Source organism: Lysinibacter sp. HNR, from assembly GCF_029760935.1.
Classification (GTDB): Bacteria; Actinomycetota; Actinomycetes; order Actinomycetales; family Microbacteriaceae; genus HNR.
Genome location: NZ_CP121684.1, coordinates 1,389,917 through 1,413,220, shown reverse-complemented (window position 1 = coordinate 1,413,220; position 23,304 = coordinate 1,389,917). Strand labels below are relative to the sequence as shown.

At 53.2% G+C, this 23,304-nt stretch carries 20 protein-coding genes and 4 tRNA genes; 11 read left to right on the top strand and 13 right to left on the bottom strand.

The window, feature by feature from the left end; translation table 11 throughout:
- Nucleotides 1–99: 99 nt before the first annotated feature.
- On the bottom strand, nucleotides 100–846 hold the full coding sequence (locus FrondiHNR_RS06340; protein ID WP_279354485.1) for a GAP family protein: 747 nt from the start codon (nucleotides 844–846) through the stop codon (nucleotides 100–102).
- Nucleotides 847–1,373: 527 nt separating this feature from the next.
- Here FrondiHNR_RS06340 and FrondiHNR_RS06335 point away from each other — a divergent pair.
- Complete coding sequence (locus FrondiHNR_RS06335) at nucleotides 1,374–2,330, top strand: siderophore ABC transporter substrate-binding protein (protein ID WP_279354394.1); 957 nt, start codon at nucleotides 1,374–1,376, stop codon at nucleotides 2,328–2,330.
- Nucleotides 2,331–2,474: 144 nt separating this feature from the next.
- Here FrondiHNR_RS06335 and FrondiHNR_RS06330 read toward each other — a convergent pair whose 3' ends face one another.
- Nucleotides 2,475–2,924: a hypothetical protein gene (locus FrondiHNR_RS06330; protein ID WP_279354393.1), complete on the bottom strand. Its 450-nt coding sequence runs from the start codon at nucleotides 2,922–2,924 to the stop codon at nucleotides 2,475–2,477.
- 236 nt (nucleotides 2,925–3,160) lie between these two features.
- On the opposite strand from FrondiHNR_RS06330, the gene FrondiHNR_RS06325 reads away from it, so the two are divergent.
- The 6 genes from FrondiHNR_RS06325 to sigJ all read left to right on the top strand — a co-directional run bounded on the left by FrondiHNR_RS06325 (nucleotide 3,161) and on the right by sigJ (nucleotide 14,796).
- Nucleotides 3,161–5,485, top strand: a complete 2,325-nt coding sequence (locus FrondiHNR_RS06325; RefSeq protein ID WP_279354392.1) for an HAD-IC family P-type ATPase — start codon at nucleotides 3,161–3,163, stop codon at nucleotides 5,483–5,485.
- Nucleotides 5,486–5,589: 104 nt separating this feature from the next.
- The gene (locus FrondiHNR_RS06320) at nucleotides 5,590–11,415 is read left to right on the top strand and encodes a GH92 family glycosyl hydrolase (protein ID WP_279354391.1); all 5,826 of its coding nucleotides are present in this window, start codon (nucleotides 5,590–5,592) and stop codon (nucleotides 11,413–11,415) included.
- A gap of 61 nt (nucleotides 11,416–11,476) precedes the next feature.
- Nucleotides 11,477–12,067, top strand: a complete 591-nt coding sequence (locus FrondiHNR_RS06315; RefSeq protein WP_279354390.1) for a PepSY domain-containing protein — start codon at nucleotides 11,477–11,479, stop codon at nucleotides 12,065–12,067.
- Nucleotides 12,068–12,186: 119 nt separating this feature from the next.
- The gene (locus FrondiHNR_RS06310; RefSeq protein ID WP_279354389.1) at nucleotides 12,187–12,558 is read left to right on the top strand and encodes a GntR family transcriptional regulator; all 372 of its coding nucleotides are present in this window, start codon (nucleotides 12,187–12,189) and stop codon (nucleotides 12,556–12,558) included.
- A gap of 91 nt (nucleotides 12,559–12,649) precedes the next feature.
- Nucleotides 12,650–13,834, top strand: a complete 1,185-nt coding sequence (locus FrondiHNR_RS06305) for an FAD-dependent oxidoreductase (protein ID WP_279354388.1) — start codon at nucleotides 12,650–12,652, stop codon at nucleotides 13,832–13,834.
- A gap of 5 nt (nucleotides 13,835–13,839) precedes the next feature.
- Nucleotides 13,840–14,796, top strand: a complete 957-nt coding sequence (sigJ, locus tag FrondiHNR_RS06300) for an RNA polymerase sigma factor SigJ (protein WP_279354387.1) — start codon at nucleotides 13,840–13,842, stop codon at nucleotides 14,794–14,796.
- Nucleotides 14,797–14,949: 153 nt separating this feature from the next.
- Here the strand turns inward: sigJ and FrondiHNR_RS06295 are convergent, their stop codons facing one another.
- The 4 genes from FrondiHNR_RS06295 to FrondiHNR_RS06280 form a co-directional block, all read right to left on the bottom strand.
- Complete coding sequence (locus FrondiHNR_RS06295; RefSeq protein ID WP_279354386.1) at nucleotides 14,950–15,093, bottom strand: hypothetical protein; 144 nt, start codon at nucleotides 15,091–15,093, stop codon at nucleotides 14,950–14,952.
- Nucleotides 15,094–15,307: 214 nt separating this feature from the next.
- Nucleotides 15,308–15,379, bottom strand: a tRNA-Val gene (locus FrondiHNR_RS06290).
- A gap of 14 nt (nucleotides 15,380–15,393) precedes the next feature.
- A tRNA-Cys gene (locus FrondiHNR_RS06285) sits at nucleotides 15,394–15,467 on the bottom strand.
- A gap of 47 nt (nucleotides 15,468–15,514) precedes the next feature.
- Nucleotides 15,515–15,587: transfer RNA gene (locus FrondiHNR_RS06280), tRNA-Gly, on the bottom strand.
- Nucleotides 15,588–15,717: 130 nt separating this feature from the next.
- Here FrondiHNR_RS06280 and FrondiHNR_RS06275 point away from each other — a divergent pair.
- The gene (locus FrondiHNR_RS06275) at nucleotides 15,718–16,725 is read left to right on the top strand and encodes a hypothetical protein (RefSeq protein WP_279354384.1); all 1,008 of its coding nucleotides are present in this window, start codon (nucleotides 15,718–15,720) and stop codon (nucleotides 16,723–16,725) included.
- Between the two features lie 68 nt (nucleotides 16,726–16,793).
- Nucleotides 16,794–16,869: transfer RNA gene (locus FrondiHNR_RS06270), tRNA-Val, on the top strand.
- Nucleotides 16,870–16,952: 83 nt separating this feature from the next.
- On the opposite strand, the gene FrondiHNR_RS06265 is transcribed toward FrondiHNR_RS06270, so the two are convergent.
- The 6 genes from FrondiHNR_RS06265 to FrondiHNR_RS06240 all read right to left on the bottom strand — a co-directional run bounded on the left by FrondiHNR_RS06265 (nucleotide 16,953) and on the right by FrondiHNR_RS06240 (nucleotide 21,093).
- A complete protein-coding gene (locus FrondiHNR_RS06265; RefSeq protein WP_279354383.1) occupies nucleotides 16,953–18,146 on the bottom strand; it encodes a tyrosine-type recombinase/integrase in 1,194 nt (397 codons plus the stop codon).
- Between the two features lie 14 nt (nucleotides 18,147–18,160).
- Complete coding sequence (locus FrondiHNR_RS06260; RefSeq protein WP_279354382.1) at nucleotides 18,161–18,781, bottom strand: hypothetical protein; 621 nt, start codon at nucleotides 18,779–18,781, stop codon at nucleotides 18,161–18,163.
- 9 nt (nucleotides 18,782–18,790) lie between these two features.
- On the bottom strand, nucleotides 18,791–19,537 hold the full coding sequence (locus tag FrondiHNR_RS06255) for a hypothetical protein (RefSeq protein ID WP_279354381.1): 747 nt from the start codon (nucleotides 19,535–19,537) through the stop codon (nucleotides 18,791–18,793).
- Between the two features lies 1 nt (nucleotide 19,538).
- Nucleotides 19,539–19,910, bottom strand: coding sequence for a helix-turn-helix transcriptional regulator (locus FrondiHNR_RS06250; RefSeq protein WP_279354380.1), 372 nt, complete (start codon nucleotides 19,908–19,910; stop codon nucleotides 19,539–19,541).
- Between the two features lie 220 nt (nucleotides 19,911–20,130).
- Nucleotides 20,131–20,778 carry a helix-turn-helix transcriptional regulator gene (locus FrondiHNR_RS06245; RefSeq protein WP_279354379.1) on the bottom strand — a complete coding sequence of 216 codons (648 nt, stop codon included), beginning with the start codon at nucleotides 20,776–20,778 and terminating at the stop codon, nucleotides 20,131–20,133.
- Nucleotides 20,779–20,835: 57 nt separating this feature from the next.
- Nucleotides 20,836–21,093 (bottom strand): helix-turn-helix transcriptional regulator, encoded by a 258-nt coding sequence (locus FrondiHNR_RS06240; protein ID WP_279354378.1) that lies wholly within the window; start codon nucleotides 21,091–21,093, stop codon nucleotides 20,836–20,838.
- A gap of 425 nt (nucleotides 21,094–21,518) precedes the next feature.
- On the opposite strand from FrondiHNR_RS06240, the gene FrondiHNR_RS06235 reads away from it, so the two are divergent.
- Together FrondiHNR_RS06235 and FrondiHNR_RS06230 are read left to right on the top strand one after the other, a co-directional pair.
- The gene (locus FrondiHNR_RS06235; RefSeq protein WP_279354377.1) at nucleotides 21,519–22,301 is read left to right on the top strand and encodes a BRO family protein; all 783 of its coding nucleotides are present in this window, start codon (nucleotides 21,519–21,521) and stop codon (nucleotides 22,299–22,301) included.
- The gene (locus FrondiHNR_RS06230; RefSeq protein ID WP_279354376.1) at nucleotides 22,298–22,564 is read left to right on the top strand and encodes a hypothetical protein; all 267 of its coding nucleotides are present in this window, start codon (nucleotides 22,298–22,300) and stop codon (nucleotides 22,562–22,564) included. The genes FrondiHNR_RS06235 and FrondiHNR_RS06230 overlap by 4 nt, the downstream gene beginning before the upstream one ends.
- Before the next feature lie 326 nt (nucleotides 22,565–22,890).
- On the opposite strand, the gene FrondiHNR_RS06225 is transcribed toward FrondiHNR_RS06230, so the two are convergent.
- Nucleotides 22,891–23,154: a hypothetical protein gene (locus FrondiHNR_RS06225; RefSeq protein ID WP_279354375.1), complete on the bottom strand. Its 264-nt coding sequence runs from the start codon at nucleotides 23,152–23,154 to the stop codon at nucleotides 22,891–22,893.
- Nucleotides 23,155–23,304 lie beyond the last annotated feature (150 nt).

The window sequence follows — 23,304 nt, the reverse complement described above, 5'->3', positions numbered from 1 at the left end:
GTAGGTGGGCATGTATACCAGACAAATGCTCTCAAGCAAATTATGACCGTGGCACGTATAAACCCAACCCCACCGTGCAAGACCTATTCCGTAGGCAACCTACCACCAAAACCATCCGAGATCATAGATCGCCCTCACCACAAGTAGGAATCCTACAATTCCAATCGCCCACGCGGTCATGGTTCGCCCGTTCTTGGTGAACCACTGATCCATTTTTTCTAGGGGCCGAGTTAGCGCATTCACCGCAACGGAACGAATAATCGTGAGAATGAGTGCCGGAGCAATCATCACCACGCAGTACGCCAGCAATAGCGCTCCGGCCACGGGCCAGGCAAGCTCGAGATCGGTGATAACACCAATAGCAAACAGGTATGGGAGCATCGAGGCGGCCTCAATTGCCACGGCAGTTAAAGCCAGACCCATCAGGATAATCGCGGGATTACCTCCCATTTCTGAGTCGCTCATGATACGACGACGCCATCTAAGAAGCTTTCCCTCACCAGCGGAGGCGCGCGCAACAGCGCGCTCACGAGCCCTCTTACTACCCATTAGCTGACTCACAACAAGAAAAGCAACACCTACAAAAAGCTGGATAATCAAAAACCCCTCTGATTCCAACAGTCCGCCGTAGGCATCAAAGAACGCGGTTGCTCCGAGCAACAGAACGAGCCCCAGAATAAAGTACCCCAGTGTTACCGTGGCAAGATACACCAAAACACGCCCAATGCGGAGCTTACCCGGCACAGTGAGTAACCATATCGGAATCGCAAAAGTTCCAAACGTGGTCGAGTCGACTAGGGCGAGCACCACCAACGTTCCCAGAGCTACGGTGTCAACCACGGCCACCCCGATCAAGAGAGTTGATCCTTACTCCTCCCGATCGCCTCAGCGCAGTGAATCGCATAACCCTCACTATCCTCAATGACAGTTTCACCACTAAAAGGGTTTCAATAGCAGATCTGGTCACATAATGACCGTAACATAAACGTTCAATCAAACACTCTAGACGTCACTCGACTACCTTTGTTGTTAGCGCAGAATGACCATAAAAATATAATCATGACGGTCACGCTAAAAAACGCGGAATTTTGATGGTCACAACGCCCTACTCGTCTCTCAGCGCGCAATCACTAGCTGAGAAAAAACTGACAGTCATAAGATTTTAAGAATTCTTTTGGCAAAATCATGATGTAGCAAAGAGCTAAGACTTGGGGGAGCTCGATACGGCTACTTTTCAATAACAATATGCTCGCGGGCTGAAAAACCTTTAATAATACATTTGGTTTCAACCCCGCGAGATTATTTTTGTTTGCGATCAGTCGCGTGGAACCACCCCGGTCATCACTAAACCGATAGAAACGGAGCATCCTCCCATGCGACCAAAATTCGCACGCGCAACCGGCACACTTGCGGTCATGACCGCCTCAACACTCATACTTGCTGCCTGTTCACCCGCAACCTCAAACGAGCCCACTCCTACCGGGGAAGCCGTGGCCGAAATCACCGTTGAGCACGCACAGGGCAGCACAGTTGTTCCGTTGTCTCCTGAGAAAGTTGTCACTTTTGATATGGCTTCCCTCGACACGCTCGACACGCTCGGCGTAGAGATCGCGGGAGTGCCCCACTCCAATATCCCGGACTATCTCAGCAAATACCTAAGCGACTCTTACCCCGACGTGGGTACCCTTTTTGAACCCAACTACGAATTGCTTAACGAGATCGATCCCGACCTGATCATCATCTCCCACCGCACCGCAGAGGTATTTCCCGAGCTCTCAGAGGTAGCCCCCACCATCGACCTTTCCCTCGATTTCGAGAACTACTTCGATAGCTTCCGCTCGCACGTTGAGACTCTCGCAGAAATCTTCGAGCTTGAAGACGAAGCAGCGGAGCGCCTCAAGGCTCTTGACACTCAGATTGGCGAGTCTCAGGAACTTGCTCAGACCAGCGGAACCGGACTCATCATTTCCACAAGCGCCGGTGAGATCTCGGCTCACGGAACAGCCTCCCGCTACGGATGGATCCACGAGTTACTCGGGGTTGCACCCGCTGTCGAGGACGTTGAAGGAACCACAAACGACAGCCCCGTTCCAGCCGAATTCATCCTCAACGCAAACCCCGACCGGTTGTTTGTGATTGATCGCGATATCGCGATCCGGGAGAACGGCCCCCGCTCGCAAGAACTTCTTGATAACGATGCGGTTCGCGCCACCACGGCGTGGAGCAACGGCAACGTTACCTATATCGAGCCGGAACAGGCATACATCGTCCTCAACGGCCTTACCGCGTTTAGCAACATGGTAGGACAGGTACAGGCCGGCCTGCGCTAATACATCCCGAGAAACACAGGTCGGGTTGGGTCTTCCCACACGAAGGATTACCCTGCCAACTAAGCATGAACCGCCTGTGGTGGAACAGATAACCTCTGACCACCACAGGCGGTTTCTCATGCTTACTCACTCATACAGCACGACCTATTTCAGATCGTTCAATTTAAATACACAACTCACCCGCGACGCATTTATAACTTCTTGATGCGCAATCTGCTGTCCTTGTTGATTACGAACCTCACACGCCAGTCCGGGAATACTAAAAAGATTGAACCCTCGGAAAATCCTGATCTCATATTCATATGTATCTTGCGGATTAGCATCATTTATCGTGAATGGGACGTGAAAACTGAAATTTCCGTGACTGTCAACCAGTGGGTCAAATTCTCCCCCATCGATGAACTTTCCATTCTTCAACACCCTTTCACTGACCATGATTCCCCGGGGGTCTCCTCCCAGGTTTCCGTATCCCCACATTTCGACTACGGTCGCTCTTGTATTTGCTGAAGCGGGCAGGGCTGTCACCCCGGTTAATCCCGTTAATAAAGCACCAAGAGAAACAAAGACTGCTGCTATTCTTATATGTTTTTTCATGTGCCAAATCCTTAATCTACATAATTTCATTGATGGCCACACATCCAAATCTCTATTTATTAAACCTAGATCATATAACCGGGATACCGTCCACACTAAAGAAAACACAAGCAGGAGACCAGGGCATTATGGGCATTTTTTCATTATTTATAGGGTGAAATAAAAGGAAAGTTTCTCACTCCGCTCCTATGAACTTTTCAGCGCAAGAGCATGATCACTTTATATACTGAGGAACTGTGACTGAGATTACCGGGCTGACAAAAACTGAGGTTGCCAACCGAGTCGCGCTCGGCCAGGTTAATCGCACTGACGACAAGACGAGCCGCTCCTACCTCGACATCGTTCGTGCAAATGTATTTACCAAATTTAACGCCCTCATCGGAACCCTTTTTGTCACCGTCATACTTGTGGGAGCACCGATAGATGCGCTCTTTGCCCTCATCGCGGTTATCAATAGCGCAATCGGCATCTTCCAAGAAATACGCGCAAAAATAACCCTCGATCGCCTCGCCATTCTTAATGCCCCCACCATCCATGCCATTCGAGACTCACAAGAGGTTGAAATTTCCACCTCTGACATCGTGCTCGACGACACGATACGGATAAGGGTCGGAGATCAAATTTCAGCGGACGGCGAGATCATTTCCTCTCACGGCCTCGAAATCGACGAATCACTACTCACGGGTGAGTCTGATCCCGTATTTAAACACGCCACAAGCAAAGTTCTTTCCGGCTCAATTGTGGTCGCAGGTAATGGATGTATGCGAGTAACCGCGGTTGGGAGAGATTCCTACGCGTATCAAATCACTTCCCAGGCAAAGCGTTTTCAAAAAGCCCACTCCGAGCTTATGGCAGGCATCAATAAAATCCTCACCTACGTTGCCTGGACAATAGTGATTGTCGCCCCACTACTCATCTGGGGACAGATATATAACGGTGACAAAACCTGGCAGGAAGCGGTCGTTCGCTCCATCGCGGCGATTGTTGGTATGGTTCCGGAGGGGCTTGTACTCCTCACCTCGATGGCTTTTATGCTGGCCACACTCGCCCTAGTGCGACAAAAAGTCCTGGTGCAACAACTTCCCGCGGTCGAAGGATTGGCCCGTGTCAACATGCTTCTACTCGATAAAACAGGAACCCTCACCGAGGGAAAAATTAAGTTTGACGAGATTATCACCTCAGGGACAGTTCAAAGAACAGAAGTACTGAGGGTACTTGCGATTATGGCGAGACGGGGCGATTCCCCAACTAACGAGGCTCTTCGTGATGGCTTTGACGATCTCTCGCTGGGCGAACCCTCCTCTGAAATTACTTTCTCCTCCTCTCGCAAGTGGAGCTCTATTTCCTACGGTGCCACCAACTGGATTCTTGGGGCACCCGAGGTTCTCTTTGCACAGGCAGACTCTCCTCTTAAAGAACGGGCAGATGATTTTGCCGACCAGGGCAAACGGGTTCTTGTCCTCATGCACAACAGCTCGACACTGGATGTGACAAAACCGCTGCCCGATGATCTGATTCCGTCTGCACTCATTGTCCTGAGCGAAAAAATTCGCCCGGACGCACACGATTCCCTCCAGTATTTTGAACGACAGGGGGTCACCCTTAAGGTCATCTCGGGAGACAGCCCCAGAACGGTTCTTGCTGTTTCTCAGGCGGTGGGGATGGGTGCCCGTACTGCTTTTGATGCACGCAACCTACCCGAGGACGACGACGCATTCACAAAAATTGTCACCACCGAACAGATTTTTGGCAGGGTGAGCCCGGAACAGAAACGCCGCATCGTTCAGGCTCTGCAACAGCAGGGGAACACGGTTGCCATGACAGGGGACGGGGTAAACGATACCCTGGCGCTTAAAGATGCCGATATCGGCATTGCCATGACCAGCGGTGCACACGCGACAAAAGCAGTGGCGGAACTGGTCCTCCTAGACAACAAATTTTCGCGCTTGCCCAAGGTGCTTGCGGAAGGCCGCCGCGTTATGGCCAACATTGAGCGCGTCGCGAACCTCTTCCTCATGAAAAATGTTTATTCGATTCTCCTCGCGCTTGCCGTAACCGTCTTACTGCTCCCCTACCCTTTTCTCCCCCGCCACATGAGCGTGATCTCTAGCCTCACCATCGGCATCCCCGCTTTCTTCCTCGCCCTGGCACCCAATAGCCGGCGATACCAGAGTGGGTTTCTCGGCAGGGTCTTAAAGTTTGCAATACCAGCCGGAATAATACTCGCGGGGATGATGCTGGGTAGCTATCTGCTCTCGGTCAATGTCTTGGATGTGAGCGCAAATGCGGCCAGCACCCTCACCGCCATCGTTGTCATGATGATGAGCGCCTGGATACTCATTTGCTTAGCACGACCGCTGCGAGGCTGGAAAATTCTCTTGATTTTTGGTTTGCAGTGTATCTTCGCCGCCCTGATTCTTGTTCCGCGGACACGGGAATTACTGCACTACGAAATCGTGTGGCCACAGATACTGATCTCCTTTGGGATCGGGGCTCTCGGTATGTTTCTTATTCACCTGCTATGGAAATTTGATCAGAGAAAGGTCACATCGACTCCCTAAGCGGCACAAGCACATAGCGTCCGTGTTGACATTAGCTAGACAAATACAGTAGATATAGTTCTAGCACTAATTGCACCCTCCGAAGAGAGGTGCTGGCACTACAAATGACTGGAGTCCCCCCGACAATGCCGTCCCTATTGCTACCCTCAGGCCACCATCTTTCTCATCCCCGCACAACCCGCTTGAACCCGCTTCGTCTTCGTATCGCCGGCATCGCTCTTCTTACAGCCGCAGCAATCATCACCTCGGGTCTGACCGCTGCCCTTCCGGCCGCGGCTACCACGCCATCTTTCCTCAACTCGTTTGAGTCTGCTGACCTACCTCCGGAGGAATCAACACCCCACGGCCAACAGACCAACGTGACCGGTCGCAGCTCTACTCCCGGAAGCCTGTTGAGCACGGTGAACGGTATCACGGCAAGTGCCGAAAACGCACCCAACGAGACGGCCACAAACCTTGCTGACAACAACCCCATCACCAAGTGGTTAGCTTATACTCCCACCGCCAGTGTGACCTACAATCTCAGTACTCCCGCGGTGGTGCGTGAATACAGGCTCACCTCAGCCAATGATTCTCCCCCGCGCGATCCTCGCAATTTTGTTTTGGAGGGTTCACACGACGGTGCAGCCTGGACGGTACTTGATACCCGTGCCGATGAGAGTTTCGGAGATCGATTCACCACAAACACCTATTCCATTTCCAACGAGACTGCTTACGCCTCCTACCGGTTGAGTATCACCGCCGTGCAGAGCGGCACAATGCTGCAATTGGCAAGCTGGGACATTCTTGACGGAAGTACCACCCCGGATGATCCCACACCGATGATCACCGAGATCGGTACGGGTCCCACAATCGGATACAACATGAAGCCCTCCGCGGGTTTTAGCGGCACACACTCACTGCGTTACGCGGGCAGCCATATCGCCGACGGTGCCGCCGCCGCAACCAACAAGCTGTTTGAGGTAAACGTTGCGATCTCTTCCGGCGATGAACTTTCCTACAAAATATTTCCCGATTTTGACCCCGATCTTAAGTATGCCGCAACCTATTCCGCCGTCGATTTTGTTCTTGATGACGGCAGAAGACTTTCCGAGCTAGGCCTCCACGACGGCAACGGGTTTGGCGCTAACGCACTCTCACAGGGCACACAGAAGGCACTCTATGCGAGCCAGTGGAACTCTGTGCGAATAGACCTTACCCCGCTCGCGGGTCGCAGCATTCGCGCGGTACTTTTCAGCTACAATAACCCCGACGGGTCAGCGGGAAGCGCTTTTTCCGGGTGGCTTGACGACATCAGCGTGGCTCCCGCCCCCACGGTAGACGGTTCAAGTCTGGTGAACTACGTGGATACACGCAGGGGAACCCTCTCCAGCGGCAGTTTTTCCCGGGGTAACAATATCCCCGCCACCGCGGTACCAAACGGTTTTAACTTCTTCACCCCAATGACCAACGCCGCAAGCCAGACCTGGCTCTATGAGTATGCGGCGGCAAACAACGCCGTCAACCTACCGCGCCTACAGGGAATCGGTATCTCACACGAACCCAGCCCCTGGATGGGTGACCGCAACCAGCTCGCGATCATGCCCTCCTCATCCGAAAGCCCGAGCGGCACGCTCGCAAATCGTGCCCTCGAGTTTGACCATAAGCATGAGATTGCTCGCCCCGATCTCTACAGCGTAAAATTCACCAACGGTATTGCCACAGAGGTCACACCCACTGACCACGGCGGGATATATCGCTTCCAATTTACCGGAGACACCGGCAGCGTACTGGTTGACCAGGTGGCTGGAGCTTCCGCCCTCACTATCACGGCAGACGGCACCCTCAGTGGCTGGGTCGACGGTGGCAGCGGACTCTCAGCGGGTCGCAGCAGAATGTTTATCTCCGGTCAGTTTGACCAAACCCCCTCCACTGCAGGTTCCGCCTCCGGCAATCGCTCGGCGGCCCGCTACGCCTCCTTTGATACTTCGGACGACAAAATTGTAGAGTTGCGATTAGCAACATCTTTTATCTCGCTTGATCAGGCCGCACACAACCTCGATCTTGAGGTTGCAGGACACAGCTTCGATACAATCAGGGAAAATGCCCAAGCCGCCTGGAACAAACGTCTGGGTGTCATCGAGGTCGAGGGCGCAAGCGCCGCGCAGCTCACCACCCTGTACTCCAACCTCTACCGTATGAACCTCTATCCCAACTCGCAGTTTGAAAACACCGGTAGTGTGTCGTCACCCGTTTACAAATACGCAAGCCCTGTGGCCCCGCAAACAGGATCAGCCACCGAAACAACCACTAATGCCCAGATCGTCGACGGCAAGATCTACGTCAATAATGGTTTTTGGGATACCTATCGCACGGCCTGGCCCGCGTATTCTCTGCTCTACCCCGAACTAGAAAAAGATCTGGTTGACGGCTTTATTCAGCAGTACAGGGACGGCGGCTGGGTTGCCCGCTGGTCATCCCCCGGCTACGCCGATCTCATGACGGGAACAAGCTCTGATGTGGCCTTTGCCGACGCATATCTGAACGGTGCGCTTGACACCCCGCTCGCTCTCGAGACGTACGATGCGGCGCTCAAAAATGCCACCGTATTACCCACCTCCAACGCGGTGGGCCGCAAGGGACTCGATCAATCCACCTTCCTCGGATATACCCCGGCCTCCACCGGAGAAAGCGTGTCCTGGGGCTTAGAAGGATTGATCAATGACGAGGGAATTGGTCAGATGGCCGCAAAACTCGCGGACGATCCTGAGGTACCCCATGAACGCAGGGAAGAACTGCGGGAACAGTCTCTCTATTTCCTGCAGCGGGCACGCTCGTTTGGCAACCTTTTTGATCCCACCGCAGACTTCTTCCAGTCACGCAACGCCGACGGCAGCTTCTTACAGGCCCCAGACAGCTTTAATCCGCTGGAGTGGGGAGGTGCTTTTACCGAAACCAACGGCTGGAATTTCGCCTTCCACGCGCCCTTTGATATTGAGGGCTTATCCGCTCTCTATGGGGGCCAAGAGGGACTGATTAACAAGCTCGACACATTTTTTGCGACGCCCGAAACCGCCACACACCCTGGCGGTTATGGCAGTGTCATCCACGAGATGATTGAGGCGCGCGACGTGCGAATGGGCCAGCTCGGCATGAGCAACCAGGTCTCACACCACATACCGTATATGTATGCCGCTGCGGGACAACCGGCAAAAACCCAAGAAATCGTGCGGGAAATTCTCCAACGCCTTTTTGTCGGCAGTGATATCGGCCAGGGCTATGCGGGAGATGAGGACAACGGAGAAACCAGCGCCTGGTATGTGTTCTCGGCGCTCGGCTTCTATCCCACTGCGGTGGGCACCGGTGAGTATGTACTCGGTTCTCCCCTATTCACCAAAGCAACCGTACATTTGAAGAACGGCCGTGACCTGGTCATTGAGGCACCCGAAAACAGTGCCGAGAACGTGTACGTTCAATCGGTTTCTTTTGACGGGAATCCACTGTCTAGCGCAACCATTCCGCAGGAGACCCTGACGAAAGGTGGCACCCTCCGCTTCAACCTGGGTCCCGACCCCTCAAGCTGGGGTAATGAGACCGTTGATGCAACCGAGCGCGTTCCCCTGGTTGATGCCACAGCACCGGCTTTTGGCACCACCACAGTTTCCGACAATACCCCCGCTCGGTCACTCAGCGATGACAATTCGCGTTCAAGCGTGACCTTCAACAGCGAGACACCCACAATCGAGTGGGCCTCGGCAAGTGGGCCGGTCACGGTTACCTCATACACTCTGACAAACGGGGCGGAGGGGGGCTCCCCCTCAGGCTGGACGCTTTCCGGTTCCGCCGATGGTTCTACCTGGATCCCGCTTGATCAGCGCAGCAACGAGATCTTTACCTGGAGCACTCAAACACGACCTTTTCAGCTTGAAGCCTCGGCGGCTTATACCCATTATCGGCTGAGCCTGGAAGCAACCTCCACGGGCACTCCGGCAACCCTCGCAGAAATAGAGTTGCTCGCAGACCCCGCTGCACCCACGAGGGAGAGTCCCTTCGTCCTCACCGCCACCTCCGATATCTACGGAGCGCTCGGTGTCGAAGTGGGTGCCAACCTGGCTACCTTAGCCGGGGGAACGAGTAACAACCCAGCTGATTACACCGCCACTGTTGATTTCCTCGACGGCGCGGGAGCACAGCCGGCTACCCTCACACGCTCGGCGTTAGGAGCCTGGAGGATTGCCTCACCATACACCTTTACCGAAGCGGGCACCTATAGCGTTCAGGTAACCGCTACTGAGGGACTCAAACAAGCAAGCACCCTCACCACGATTGTTATTAATCATGACGAGACGCTCCTCGGGTCGTTTGATAACGTGTGCATCGCTGACCCCGGTGCCGGTGGTAACTGTGACGAGGGCGGATACGCCTTCCCCCGCTCACTTCTTGCCGATTCTGGTTTTGTTCAGGGACAAACCCTCACCGTTCCAGGAACAGCACTCACCGCCGACCTACCCGACATTCCTGAGGGTCACCCGGATAACGCTACTGGGCGGGGACAGACCATTCACCTTAACCTTGGTGCGGGAGCGACCCAAATCTCCGTGATCGGAACCGGTACCCAAAAAAATCAACAGGCTACAGGTACACTCAACTTTACCGACGGCACCAGCACCCCCATCGATCTGAGCTTTGGTGACTGGGCCGGTGCTGCACGTGCACCGCTCTACGGTAATATCGTGGTGGGCACCTCGCCGGGACGCCTCGCCGGGGGTGGCGACGTTGATGGCACGATGGTTGCTATTTTTGCCACTGCACCGTTTGATATCCCCCAGGATAAGACGGTTGCCTCCCTCACCATGCCCAACCAGCCGGGCACCGCCCGTGGAGAAGGCCGGATTCACGTGTTTGCGATTGCCTCAGACGGCACAAGGGGCGCACCCGATCCGCTCGTAGCCACTTCTGAAGCGGTACCGCCACAGACCACAGGTATCCCGTTTGAGGCGCATCTGGCAAGCCTCGCCGGAGGTCGAGGAAACTATCGCGCCACCGTGCACTGGGGAGATGGCACAGCTACAGACACCGTGAACCCCGTCGATGGCAGGGTTCACGGAAGCCACAGCTACGAGGCCGCGGGTGATTACACCGTTACGGTGACGGCCAACGACGGGGAGAAGAGCACCGCTACAACGCTTATTGCGTCTGTTCTTGAGGCGAGCCTCTTTGCCCCAGAGCTCTCGCTATCACCCGGTGTGGTCTCACCGGGTGACGTCACCACGGTGAGTGGTATCGGATTCGCCCCGGGAGAAAACGTTGAGGTTATGCTGTCAAGCACTCCGGAGATTAGCGTGCGGGCCACAACCGACCCCTCCGGTGCCTTTAACACGGCACTCACCGTTCCCTCAGACGCGGTTGATGGAGCCTACCCAATAAATGCTATTGGCGACATTTCAGCAACCGCTGCTTATACGACCCTTATAGTACAAGCCCCGCCGGTGGTGATCACCGACCCGCAGCTCACCGTCTCAACCGACACCCTGCGCCCCGGCGATACCCTCATAGTTAACGGTACCGGCTATGCGCCTGGGGAACAGGTAAATGCTGTTCTCCACTCAACACCGATAACCCTCGCGACAATCACCGCCAATGGTGACGGAGTGTTTAGCGCTTCCATCACCATCCCCGTGGACACTGAGTACGGCGATCACACCTTGGTATTTACCGGTCTTACGTCGAACGCTGTGGCGAGCGTTGTCCTGAAGATCGTTGCGGAGCTTCCCGCGGATGTTGGAACTGGACCGAGCACCAACGATTATCGCGGCCTCAGCACTACCGGTGCTGGCACTCCCGTACTGCCAACGCTGGTCGGGGGAAGCCTTCTCCTTGTGGGACTCTTTGTGGCCCTCTTGGGACGACTAAGACGACGAGGTGAAATACAGCCAATTTCCTTTGGATAACCGCTTTCCCTATCGATAACGTGTTAACATTATTGACACATACTTAACCGATGGAGAAATCATGGCTTCAATAGGTAGAAAAAAATACTTTGTTGGCGCACTAGTTCTGACCACATCATTAAGCATGAGCGGCTGTGTCCAAATAACACCGCTACAGACGCGTGATACCACACCACCGGCGCCCAACTCACCACAGGACTCCAGCGACATAATTGTTCCGGATGAAGCCGATACACCCGGGGCGCTAGATGCGCTACGCGCCATCGACGTTGCTCTTACTGCGACACCGGGAGCTGTTGTAGAGCTGGGCTTAGAACAGGAACGTGGACGTCAAGTGTGGGAGGTTGGGATCTTGCGCACCGACAACACCGGTGTTGAGCTCTACGTGGATCGCGAAAGCGGTGATATCCTCCGCGAAACCCCCCTGAGGCTGTCACGAGAGCAGACCACCGCGCCTGCCGTCACCGCACATCAGGCAATCGAAACTGCGGTACAGACCATTCCCGGCCGTGTTGTCTACCTTGATCTAGACTCTCACCGTTCCAATATCGTGTGGGAGGTCATAGTTCAAGCCGATTCTGGCAGTCTTTTTGAACTCTACATAAACGCGGCAACCGGAGAGGTCGTCAAGCAGGAACGCTATGACGATTAAGCTGACCCTCAGCACCCCCTGTCAGAAATCATATTTTTGCTGTTAGGGTAAAAGAAGCTCACAGAATCGTGAAGTGCCGGTGATCGCATATTAGCCGCAACCAGCAGGAGGAACCATTGATGCGCATTTCTATCAGTTCGGCATCTACTTCCCCTCCTTTTGAGCAAATTCGCACGCAGATAATAGCGCTCATTTCCTCAGGCGCCCTGGCCGCTGAGACCAGACTCCCCACCGTTCGAAAACTCGCAGACGACCTCGGGGTAGCCCCCAACACGGTTGCCCGCGCCTATCGCGACCTTGAGGCGCGCGGCATAATTGAGACCAGAGGACGCAACGGCACCTTTGTTTCACCGTATGGAGATCCCGTGCAACAAGAAGCACAGCGAGCCGCAGCAGCTTTTTCCGACGAAATTCGGCGCTTAGGTATCACCCCGGAGAACGCACTGACGCTTGTGCGTGCAGCACTCGAAACTCCCCTGCACTCGGCATGAGCCCCCCTCTCGCTTCGTAACCGATATTCTCCTCCTCACTAACCACATTTGTGTGTCACAAAAATAGCGCTTCGGGTGTCTCATGAATATGATGAAAAAACAATCTTTACACTCGCATCACGTTGTCATCATTGGTGCCGGTTATGCCGGTGTGATGACGGCAAATCGACTCGCCTCAAGCCAAGACGCTCCACACCGGTACCCTCGACTCACGATAACGCTTGTGAGCACCCGCAGCAATTTTGTCGAAAGGATTCGGCTCCATGAATACGCCGCGGGAAGCAGAGAGTCCGTAACCATCCCGTTTGGAAAATTATTGAATCCCGCGGTACGCATCGTGCAGGGAACCGCAGAGATGATTCACGTTACAGAGGGCAGGGAGAACACCGTGTCCCTCAATAGCGGCCTCACACTCCCTTTTGATTCCCTGATCTATGCGGTGGGGAGTGAAACGGTGGACCCTACCCCTGATCAACAATCCACGGCGAACTATGAGTCAGCCAGCAGCATCCGTTCCCTCGCCCCGAACTTGCCAGCCGGAACCCGAGTACTCGTTGCCGGTGGCGGCCTAACGGGCATTGAAACTGCTGCAGAGTTGGCCGAGAGCCATCCCCGTCTCAGGGTAATTCTGCACAGCACCGGAGCACTAGCCCCCGGAGTATCACCCCGGGCACGCGCACGAATTCGTTACGGGCTGCGTAAACTGCGGGTCGAAATTCACGAAAATACCATGATCGTCCCAGAGGCGGAGCACCACGTTCGCTGTGTTGGCTTTACGTACCCAAAGCTTGCCGCCACAAGCGGCCTTCCTATCGACTCACAGAACCGTCTTGTTGTTGATCACACCCTGAGGGTGCGCGAGCACCCTCAGATTTTTGGGATAGGTGATGCCGCGGTCATCCACACCGAAAATTATCGCCACCTCAGACCGGGGTGCGCAACGGCGATGCCTCTTGGAAGCCACGCGGCAGAAAATATTCTGGCGAGCCTACAAGGCGCTCCACTCACCGCCCACACCCACGGTTATGTATTTCAATGCATTAGCCTGGGGCGCAGAGATGCAGTGATTCAGTTTGTACGAGGGGATGATACTCCCCGAAAAGCTTTTCTCTCCGGCCGCCTCGCTGCCGTGTTCAAGGAGCAGATTTGTCGCTACACCATTCGTGAGTTACGGATTGAGGGTAAACGTTTTCGCTCGTACTCCTGGCCCCGGGGGAAATCTCACAGTAACGGCACACAGACACGCATCGATTCTCTAGCTGCACAGGAAAGTTAGTGGTTATGCACCAGGCCTCACCGCGCGTTGATAAAGATGCTCTCTTCACTGAGCACAGATCACTGATATTCTCACTGGCTTATAACATTGTCGGCACCGTTGCGGATGCGGAAGATGTTACCCAAAACACCTACCTTTCCTGGGTATCTGCCCCGGATGTTATAAACAATCCACGCTCGTATCTGGCAAAAATCGCTACCAACCAAGCCCTTAATCTCATGCGATCAATCCGCAACCGTCGAGAAACCTATATTGGGCCCTGGCTTCCCGACCCGCTACCCACGAACTGGGTACCCTGCCAACCGTCTCACACAACAGTACCTTCCGACGACCTACCCCACACGATGGTTTTTCCTGCAACAGGTTTGTCAGCCTATAACCCCGAAGATTCGGTTCTCGCGGCAGAATCTGTTTCGACAGCACTCCTGGTGGTTCTGCAAAAGCTCTCGCCTCGAGATCGTGCCGTGTTTCTACTGCACGATGTTTTCGATTTTGATTACGCCACCATTGCAGAAACCATCGGGCAATCACAGCCGACAACTCGCCAGATCATTCATCGGGCCCGAAGACAGATTCAATCTAGTCATACCAACTTCACCGTTAGCCCCGAGGAACACTCCGCCGTTGTTCAACGTTTTTTACACACCACACAGTCGGGTGATGTCCAGTCGCTCGTCTCCCTGCTCGCACCAGAAGTCGTCCTCATTACGGATAGCGGAGGACAAGTTTCGGCCGCCCGCCGACCCGTCATTGGGGCCAATAACGTTGCACGATTTCTACTGGGAATCGCGAACAAAAACCAGGATTCAATTCCCGAATTTACTGAACTCAACGGTCTGCTCTCTTTGCTAGTTCGCAAAGATGATGTTGTCACCGCCACATTTCAAGTTGGCACGGCAGAGAACGGACGCATCACACGTATTTTTGTGACACGAAACCCCTCACGCCTCAGTCATCTGTAATAAGACCTATGAAGAAAACCGCGTCTCTTTTGGTGCTGCCTGACAACGCTGTCACCTACACGTGCACCAGACCCCCAGATCAACGACGCCATCGATAAGCACCTCACCACACGCAACCAAGAACTCACCGAATTGACGGCCACCCGCGCGCGACTACAAAAAGAAAGCGAGAAACTCCTCACCGCCCATTTCGCCGATGCCATCGACCTCGAAACCCTCACGCACCACCAGACCCGCATCCGCACCGGCCTGATCAACATCAACAACCGCCTCGATAGCGCACAGGAAAACCACCACAGCACACGCCGAAACCTTCACGAGGCACTGAAACTACTCACCAATAGCAAGCACATGTACAAACGCTCAAGCAATCACGTCAAACGCCTCGCAAACCAAGCGTTCTTCCACCGCATCTACATCAACGAAGACGAAAAAGCCACCGCAATCCTCGACAGCCCCTTCAACACACTCCCCACAACCAATGTCGCGGGTTCTACTAAGAACTATAGGGTGGGCGATACTGGGTTCGAACCAGCGACCTCTTCCGTGTCAGGGAAGCGCGCTACCACTGCGCCAATCGCCCATCTTGCGAGTGAGTGGAGGTGGCGACGGGATTCGAACCCGTGTGGACGGCTTTGCAGGCCGCTGCCTAGCCTCTCGGCCACGCCACCATCGTGGAACTCCACCAGCGGCTCAGTTGGTTTACTGAACTCACTCGAGCGGATGACGAGATTCGAACTCGCGACCCTCACCTTGGCAAGGTGATGCGCTACCAGCTGCGCCACATCCGCGTTTCCCGTATTTCGGGTACTTGAAAACTCTATACGAAGAACGGCCACGATACAAAATCCCCGAGGGTATTTCTTGAAACTCATGCTTTTTGCGCGTTTTCACGGGGCAATCCGACATAATGAAAGAACCATGACTGAGGGTTCACGAAGAAAACGCGGCCGAATCATTGCTTTTATCGCAGTTATCGCCGTCGCCGCGATTGCACTGCTGGGTTATATTAACCGCCAATACATCACCGATCAAGTTACCGTGTGGACCTTTACCCCCTCAAGCGAGGTTGTTGAGGTAAAAGATCGCCTCAATCTCACGGATCGTGGAGAGTTCGTTTTTTTAGCCTCCTCGCCAACCCTTGAGTCAAGCCAGCTGTTCAACGAACAGTGTTCCAACGTCAACCACGGCGATGGCGGTCACGTGCTCGGTTGCTTTACCGGTGAGAATATTCACCTTTTTAAAATTGATGACGAGCGTTTAAACGGCGTAGTTGAGGTTACCGCCGCGCACGAACTCCTCCATGCCGCTTACTCTAGGCTCTCAGACGCGGAGAAAGAAGATCTCAACCGGATACTCCTCAGCGAGTACGAACGTATCGGTGCGGAAAAACCCGAGATCAAAGAGCGCATGGCCGTGTATGATCAGCTCACCGAGGCTCAATTCGTTAATGAGCTCCACTCAGTTCTCGGAACCGAGGTATCGGGACTCTCGGCGGAACTCGAAGAACACTATGCCACCTATTTTACGAATCGACAGATAATCCTCGATCTCTTTAACTCCTACCACAGCGCGTTCACCTCCTTACAATCACAGGCACAAGAAATCGAAGCGCAAATGCGCTCGCTCGGAGATTCCATCGAGTCCCGCCGGCAAAGTTACGAAGAGTCGATCACCACACTCAACGCGACCATCGCCGCGTTTAACGATCGTGCGCAATCCGGCAGCTTCTCTTCACAGGCAGAGTTTCAATCTGAGCGCAACAGGCTCCTCTCCCGCGCCGACGCTCTCGAGGCAGAGCGCACGACGCTAGAGAGCGACGTATCAAAGTACAATGAGCTGCGACAGAAACTCATTGCCCTCGGAGCAGAGTCTCAGGAATTGAACCGTGTGCTCGACAGTAACCTGGCACCCGCACCCTCACTATAGGGCCGATTTCCACACCCGGCGATGAATCGATAAGCTGGTGGTCGTAGCATGACACACGCTACACTTCAGGGCGATTGGCGCAGTTGGTAGCGCGCTTCCTTCACACGGAAGAGGCCATCGGTTCGAGTCCGGTATCGCCCACCAGTAAAACACCTGATAAGACCAGAAAAACACAGAACGACTTTTATTTGCTGTTCTGTAATAAGTGGCAAATAAGTGGCAAACTTTTATTGTGAGGCTCTGTGAGGGCGCAATTCGGTCACTGGGGCGAGCCTGACCGGGGGCACAATTTCAGTGGGTACAGGGAGGGCATCCTGTACGTCGCTCAGCTCGACGGGTTTCAAATGTGCGTAGATTTGTGTGGTTTGCAGCGAGGCATGACCCAGCAGCTCGGAGACTCTTTCAATGGGGACTCCGGCCTGGATGAGCCAGGAGGCGTAGGTGTGGCGCAAGTCGTTGAGGGTTGGCCCCAGCTCTTGAAGGCCTGCCGCTTGCACTGCTGGCTTCCATACATCCCGCGTGAAATTACGATCATCACGAGGCTTGCCACTTTTCGAAGGGAACATCAGGGGGCCGGGGCACTCCCCCGTACGATGACGCTCTCCGCACGTTTTGAGATTACTGGGGGTGTGGTACTCAAGTACCCACTCCAAAACGGGTACGTCGCGCTCCCTAACGCCTTTTGTGTAGGGTTTTATCTCTGTGCCATCCCACGTCTCGCTCAGCCGGGCTAGTGAGGTTTCAGGGTTGAATAGGGCTTCGTGCATCCCGGCCATTTCGCCCCATCTAGCACCGGTGCCGACGAGCCAGTCAGTGACCGCACGGTCGGCGCTACTCTCAATGTGGCCCGCTATAGCTGCATATTGCGAATGCGTGAGGAAAACTTTTCGTGCGGGTGGCATGGGCGGCAGTTTGATATTAAGCGCAGGGTTGGAGTCGATTAGCTCGGCGTGTACAGCCGCTGACAGCGATGAGACAAAAACGTTGAGGTAGCGACGCACAGAGGACGTTGCGGGGTATTTGGGGTTCTTCTCGTTTAGAGTGCCGTCAGGGTTGAAATTTCGATTGGTTTCCCGTATTACATTTGCCCATACCTGTACGTCGTGTCTACGAATTTCGGCTAGAGGTTTGTTTTCCCAGTGGGGCATAATCCACGTGTCGATCATGCTCTGCTCATTGGCGACGGTGTTGTTTTCTATGACACGGGCTTTTTGCCACTCTGCGTACCACTCCCCCCACGTAATGAAACCTAATTTTGGGTCTCGCCATCCGGGCTTTCGGCTCGCATCCTCAAGGGCGGCGGCGGCACGTTCCGCCTCGGCTTTTTTGCTAAACCGCTCGCTAGTGAATTTACGCTTGCCGCCGGGGGTGCGGTAACCGCCCCGGTATTTACCGGAGGGAAGCTTCTCAGCCCATGCCATAGTCCGGGTTCCTTTCAGATGTGACTTATTCCCACGAGGAAAGCTCCGACTGCGATCAGAAGCATTGTGGTGGGTATGAGAGCTTTGTCTATCTTTCGAAAGATAGGCGGTCTAGAACGCAGGACAGCCTCAGCAAGGAAGCGGACTACGACTGTGACAATACCAAGAAGCAGTCCAATAGATAGAATGATTTGTCCGGGGGTAGGGGGTGGCGTGAGCAAATTGCCTATTGTGGTGGCGGCTACTGCGGCTGCATAGAGATTCAGTGTTTGAGTGTAGGCAATGACTGCTCTTTGCTTTCGATAGGGTTCTACGCGCCGAAATGTTTGTGGCGTGTCTGAGGCACTAAAGAAAACAAGGATCAGAGTAATTGCTACTAGTGCGAAAAGGATATCAAGAAGGCCCGGTTTGAAAAAGGTTGCCTTAAGAAAGAACATCCCAAAAAGAAAAAAAAGCTGAACTGCGAGGTAGACACGGTTTTTACCGCCAAAAAATCGATCAATACGAGCGTAGAAAACCCTGGAGTTGAATAAAAGGCTTAGAGCAAACGCCACAAGCGACAAGCTTAAGAGAAAGTTCCCGAGTAAAGCCGTAATTATGGAGCTTGTCGCAAGAAGAATACCGACTATGAGCATCAGAGGTTCCTATCTCTTTTTATGGGTTCGATTTAGCCATTTTTGGCGAAGGCGAAAAACTCCCTCGAATCCGCCCGAGATGGCGTATGCAACAAGGCTCGCACCCACAAGAATCCATGAAATTGTTAGGTAGGATTCATTCAAGGCTGGTATTGAGGCAAGATCCCACGCGAGATAGATGAGCTTGTACCCCAGGTACAAGAGTGCGAATATTGAGCCGACGATCAGGAAACGCAAAGCGATACGGGTGTGTCTACTAAGAACGTCTTTGAGCGCTTCGTGCGCTCCGTACCAGATGCCGATTACGCCCATCCCGAGACCGCCAGAGAAGAGTAGCCAATAGATGAGAACTCCGCGCCCACCAAGAGAGGTGAGGTCAGGGGTTTCAACCACTGAAGCGTCTGACGCGAGATAGACAAGAATCATTACCAGTGCTATTGCTGTCCCTGCGATAATGAATGGTTTTGCTGAGGTTTTCCCGGCCATTCGCGAGCCAATAATTGCAAGCCCGGTCGCGCCAACGATAACGAAGGTGTGGGAGATAATCTCACTTGTGTTTGCAAGACCAGTAAGTTTATGGATGGCAGGGTTGATAATATCATCGCCGAGGAAAGGCATACGTGCGGTAATTGAAATAGCCAGTGAACCAAGGGTAACTGTTAGCGCACGTGTTTTAGGTCTAGAATTCCATAATCGAAGCCGAAGAATGGTCGCGATCCCTAGAGCTAGTGGTGCAATTGTGTAAAGAATACTCACTTTAGAGACCTAGCATGTCTTCGGCGCGCATGGCTGCGGTCTGAATCGTTTGCGTAGATTTTCTCGTTGTTTTTGTTGCGTTGATCACTTGGCTTCCAGGGTATGTTCTGTGCTCTGGGGCGTTACTTTCGCCATTTCTCTCTAAGAGAAGAGAAAATATTTGCTCACTGAGGTATGCCGGATGTAAATCTAAAGCTAAAGCGATTCCGTGGATCTGCTCGACATCGATTACACGGGCTCCTCGGAAGAGCCGAGAGACAGTTGAGAGGGATAGCCCGCTGTCGAGTGCAATTTCTTCATAGGTTTTTCGTTTGCGGGCATTTGCGATTCTTAGCGCCTCTGCGGTGGCTTGCATTAACTCTTTTTTGTCCATGTGGGTATTTTAGTTTCAAATCTGAGCGGTTATGTTTGTTTGCATCCTACAAAACTCCAATCGGAATCTTTAAGTTCCAATCAGACTTTAATATTCTGTTTTTATTCATTGTTGAAACTCTTTTGCGAAGGAACGCTTTATGAGCCACTTGCCTAATTCTTTACGGGTCTTCTTGCATAAATTCTTGTTAGTCTTCAAGGTTCTCTGTTGGGGAATGATCTCATGGAGAACTCTTGCTTTTGTTGATCGCAGGTTGAGTTTTTTCCAATCGATCCGCCAGTTCATTCACTAGCTCTTGGTTGCTAGCGCCTTTTAGGTCTATTGACGGGTCCGCCACATCGCTCTCATTGAGTAGCCCACTAGCAAGTAGGGCTTCGACCACGGGGCGGTTATATTTGTGAGCAAATTGCACAGCAACCTTGGGGGCAACCCCCGCCCCTTGACTCCATCGGGTCACTGCTGATCTGTCGATGTTCACTTTTCGAGCTATATCTGAAGATGAGTCACTGGGAGCCACTTTCTTCACATATTCCCACCAGTCGGCGGATTTCTGAGTATCGGATGAGTTACTGGGGATGAGTCCGTATCCAGCGACGCGCAACACTTCATCGAAAGGAATCTCTAGTACGTCAGCTACAACAGCAGCCATTCTGTAGCTAGGCTGCTCTTTCCCCGCCAGCCATTTACTAACCCTGTCGCGTTTAATGTGCCCCTCAGACTCCCTTACCAAGTCGGCCTGTCTCCAGTTTCGAGCAGACAGTTCTTCGTGGAGCCAATCGCTCCAGCTAGTTTTCGTTATTTGAATATCCATGATCAGATCAACGCTCCCTAAAGGACACCATATGAGAAAAATAAAAACAAAATCCAAGCAACGAGAAGGGTTGCCTCAAAGTACTCAACACAAAGAGCAGCCTCGACATTTGATTCACTTGCGCCGGACTGAAGCCTCAGAGAGTAGATCGAAGGGATCGATACCTAAGGCTTTGGCTATCTTGTCCACGTCTGTGGTGGTGAAGCTAGCCTCTCCGCGCAATCTTTTGTAGTAGTAATTCCTGCTCATTTCGGCAGTTTCTAAGATTTTTTTTACGGGAATGCCGGATCTTCCTACGGCATCGTCCACCATGGCGATCACACTCATGCTGAAAGCGCTCGGCGCTCCTTCGGCTCTCTTAATTTCACGCATAGGTACAGTGTACCCAATTAGGAACGTTTTGAAAAGAGTGTACCTAGTTGGGTTGCAATAGTGTACCTAGTTAGGTACTATATTGATCATGAAGAACGAACCCCGAACGCTAAGCGCACGTATCCCAGGCGCGGTAAAAGCGGAGTTGCATAGACGAGACCGCTCTGGAAGCGACCTTGTGTCCGTACTAGGAGTAAGTCGGAATGCTGTCTACTCACGATTAAAGGGAGACAAGCCCTTCACTTTTGAGGAGATAGATAAAATAGCGGAATTTTTGGAGATAGAGCCGCAAATCATTATTAACTCGGCGAACCTCGAGAAGAGCGTTGAAAAGATCGCATCGTGAGGGCTTTCGAATTGCCGCATTACCGAGAAAAGAAAAAGCCCCTGGTTACAACAGGGGCCAGACAATGAAGGAAATCAATATGTCTAATCAGATAATACCATTCAATTACAACTCACACCAGGTGCGGGTTATAGAGGTTAATGACGAGCCGTGGTTCATGGCGGCCGACGTATGTCGGGTGCTTGAGGTTGGAAACCCGTCCCAAGCATTAACTCGACTTGAGACTGAAGATGTAACCCTCATTTCAAATGAGGGTCGCCCCGTGAACTACATCTCTGAATATGGACTTTACGCCCTCGTTCTGGGATCACGTAAAGCTGAAGCAAAGGCATTCAAGCGCTGGATCACGCACGAAGTGATTCCCCAGATTCGCAAAACCGGCTCCTACAGCGTTGCGCCTACTGTTCCAACCGGTTCTGAGCTTCTTGCGCTCGCGGTACTGGAGGCCGATAAAACAATCAAGGCCCAGGCGGCTCAAATTGCCGCAGATGCCCCCAAAGTCGAGTACCACGACCAGTACGTCTCTGAATCCGATGACGTAATTACGGTTCGTGTTGCGGCGGCTCAGGTTGCGCTGGGTGAGAAAGAGTTACGCGAGGCGCTAATTCAAGCCGGGTGGATCTATCGCCTGGATTTGGGTCAGCGGTGGAGCAACGCCAAGGGACAGTTAGAGCCGGTTTACGAGTATCGCGCACACGCTGAGCATAAGGACAAGTTCCAGCTACGCCCCCAACATAACGCCCCGCGTCATCATAACGGGCAGGTGCGACAGACCCTATATGTACGTCAGTTCGCGGTGCCCGCAATTGCAAAGCGTTTTGGCTCTCAGGCGCACCTCAAGCTAGTGGGAGTAACGGCATGAGCAACAAAGACGGTGTGTTGCGCATCGAGATAGGTAGTGCTTCAGTCGAGATTGTTGGTCTCGTCCAGTCGTCTAACCTCGTCTCGCAGGGAACTGGCGTTGATGAGATCCCAGAGTTCGTCCCCCGGTTTCACATATTTCCTGATGAGAGCGGGGAGGTTTCCGCTAGTTCTTTTGCTGAAATTGCTGCTAAATATATCTTGAGGCACCTCGGCAAAGGCAAGAAAGCTCCTGAGACCAATGGTGGGAGTGATCTGTCGTGAATGCGCGTCTTGATAAACGGTTAGCTGGCACGTATGCAGTTCCTCGGGATGTACTTGAGGCAGATATTAAGCATATTAGTACTGCTGCAGTTCATGGTGTAGACCGGTATGTTAGTGCGCTTCGATCAATAGTAGATGAGTATGAGGCAGAGTTAAAGCTTGCGATCAATTTCGAGGAGCGCCCTCGCAAGCTCGCTGATAGCCAGAGCGAGTTAGGGGGTAAGCGTTTCGTTTCTGACGATGAAGCCAAAGATATCTACGCGAAGCATCTGCAAGAGGAACGCGCCGTCAGGGAGAAGCTTCGAGAGGGATCAGACAGTTTTGGATTATTCGTCGATCTCGCTGTCGAGGATGTCAAGGGTGCGGTTATCCGATATATGTCTCGCAAACGTCAGGCTGAGCTTGCCGACTTGGCGAGTCAGATTAATGATGCTGTCGATGGCCAGGTCAAGCGTATCCCTGTCGAGTCCAGTGTCACCCCTGGGCGTCACCATTGTTTGCACCTTGATCTCTACAAGAGGCTTTGTGATCTCCAGCAGGCTCTTCTGGATCTCGATAAGCGCATCGTTGGTGGTCTCTTCAAGAGCCATTGTTCTTCTCCTTCACTGGATGATCACGAGGTAGTGACTCGTGATGTTGATACCAGTGTAGGAGATACCCCGCCCGCTCCTGTTTCTTCTTCCGGGAGTGTGGGCGGGGACCCTTCAACACACTCTCAAAACTCAAAAGCCCGGTGCTGC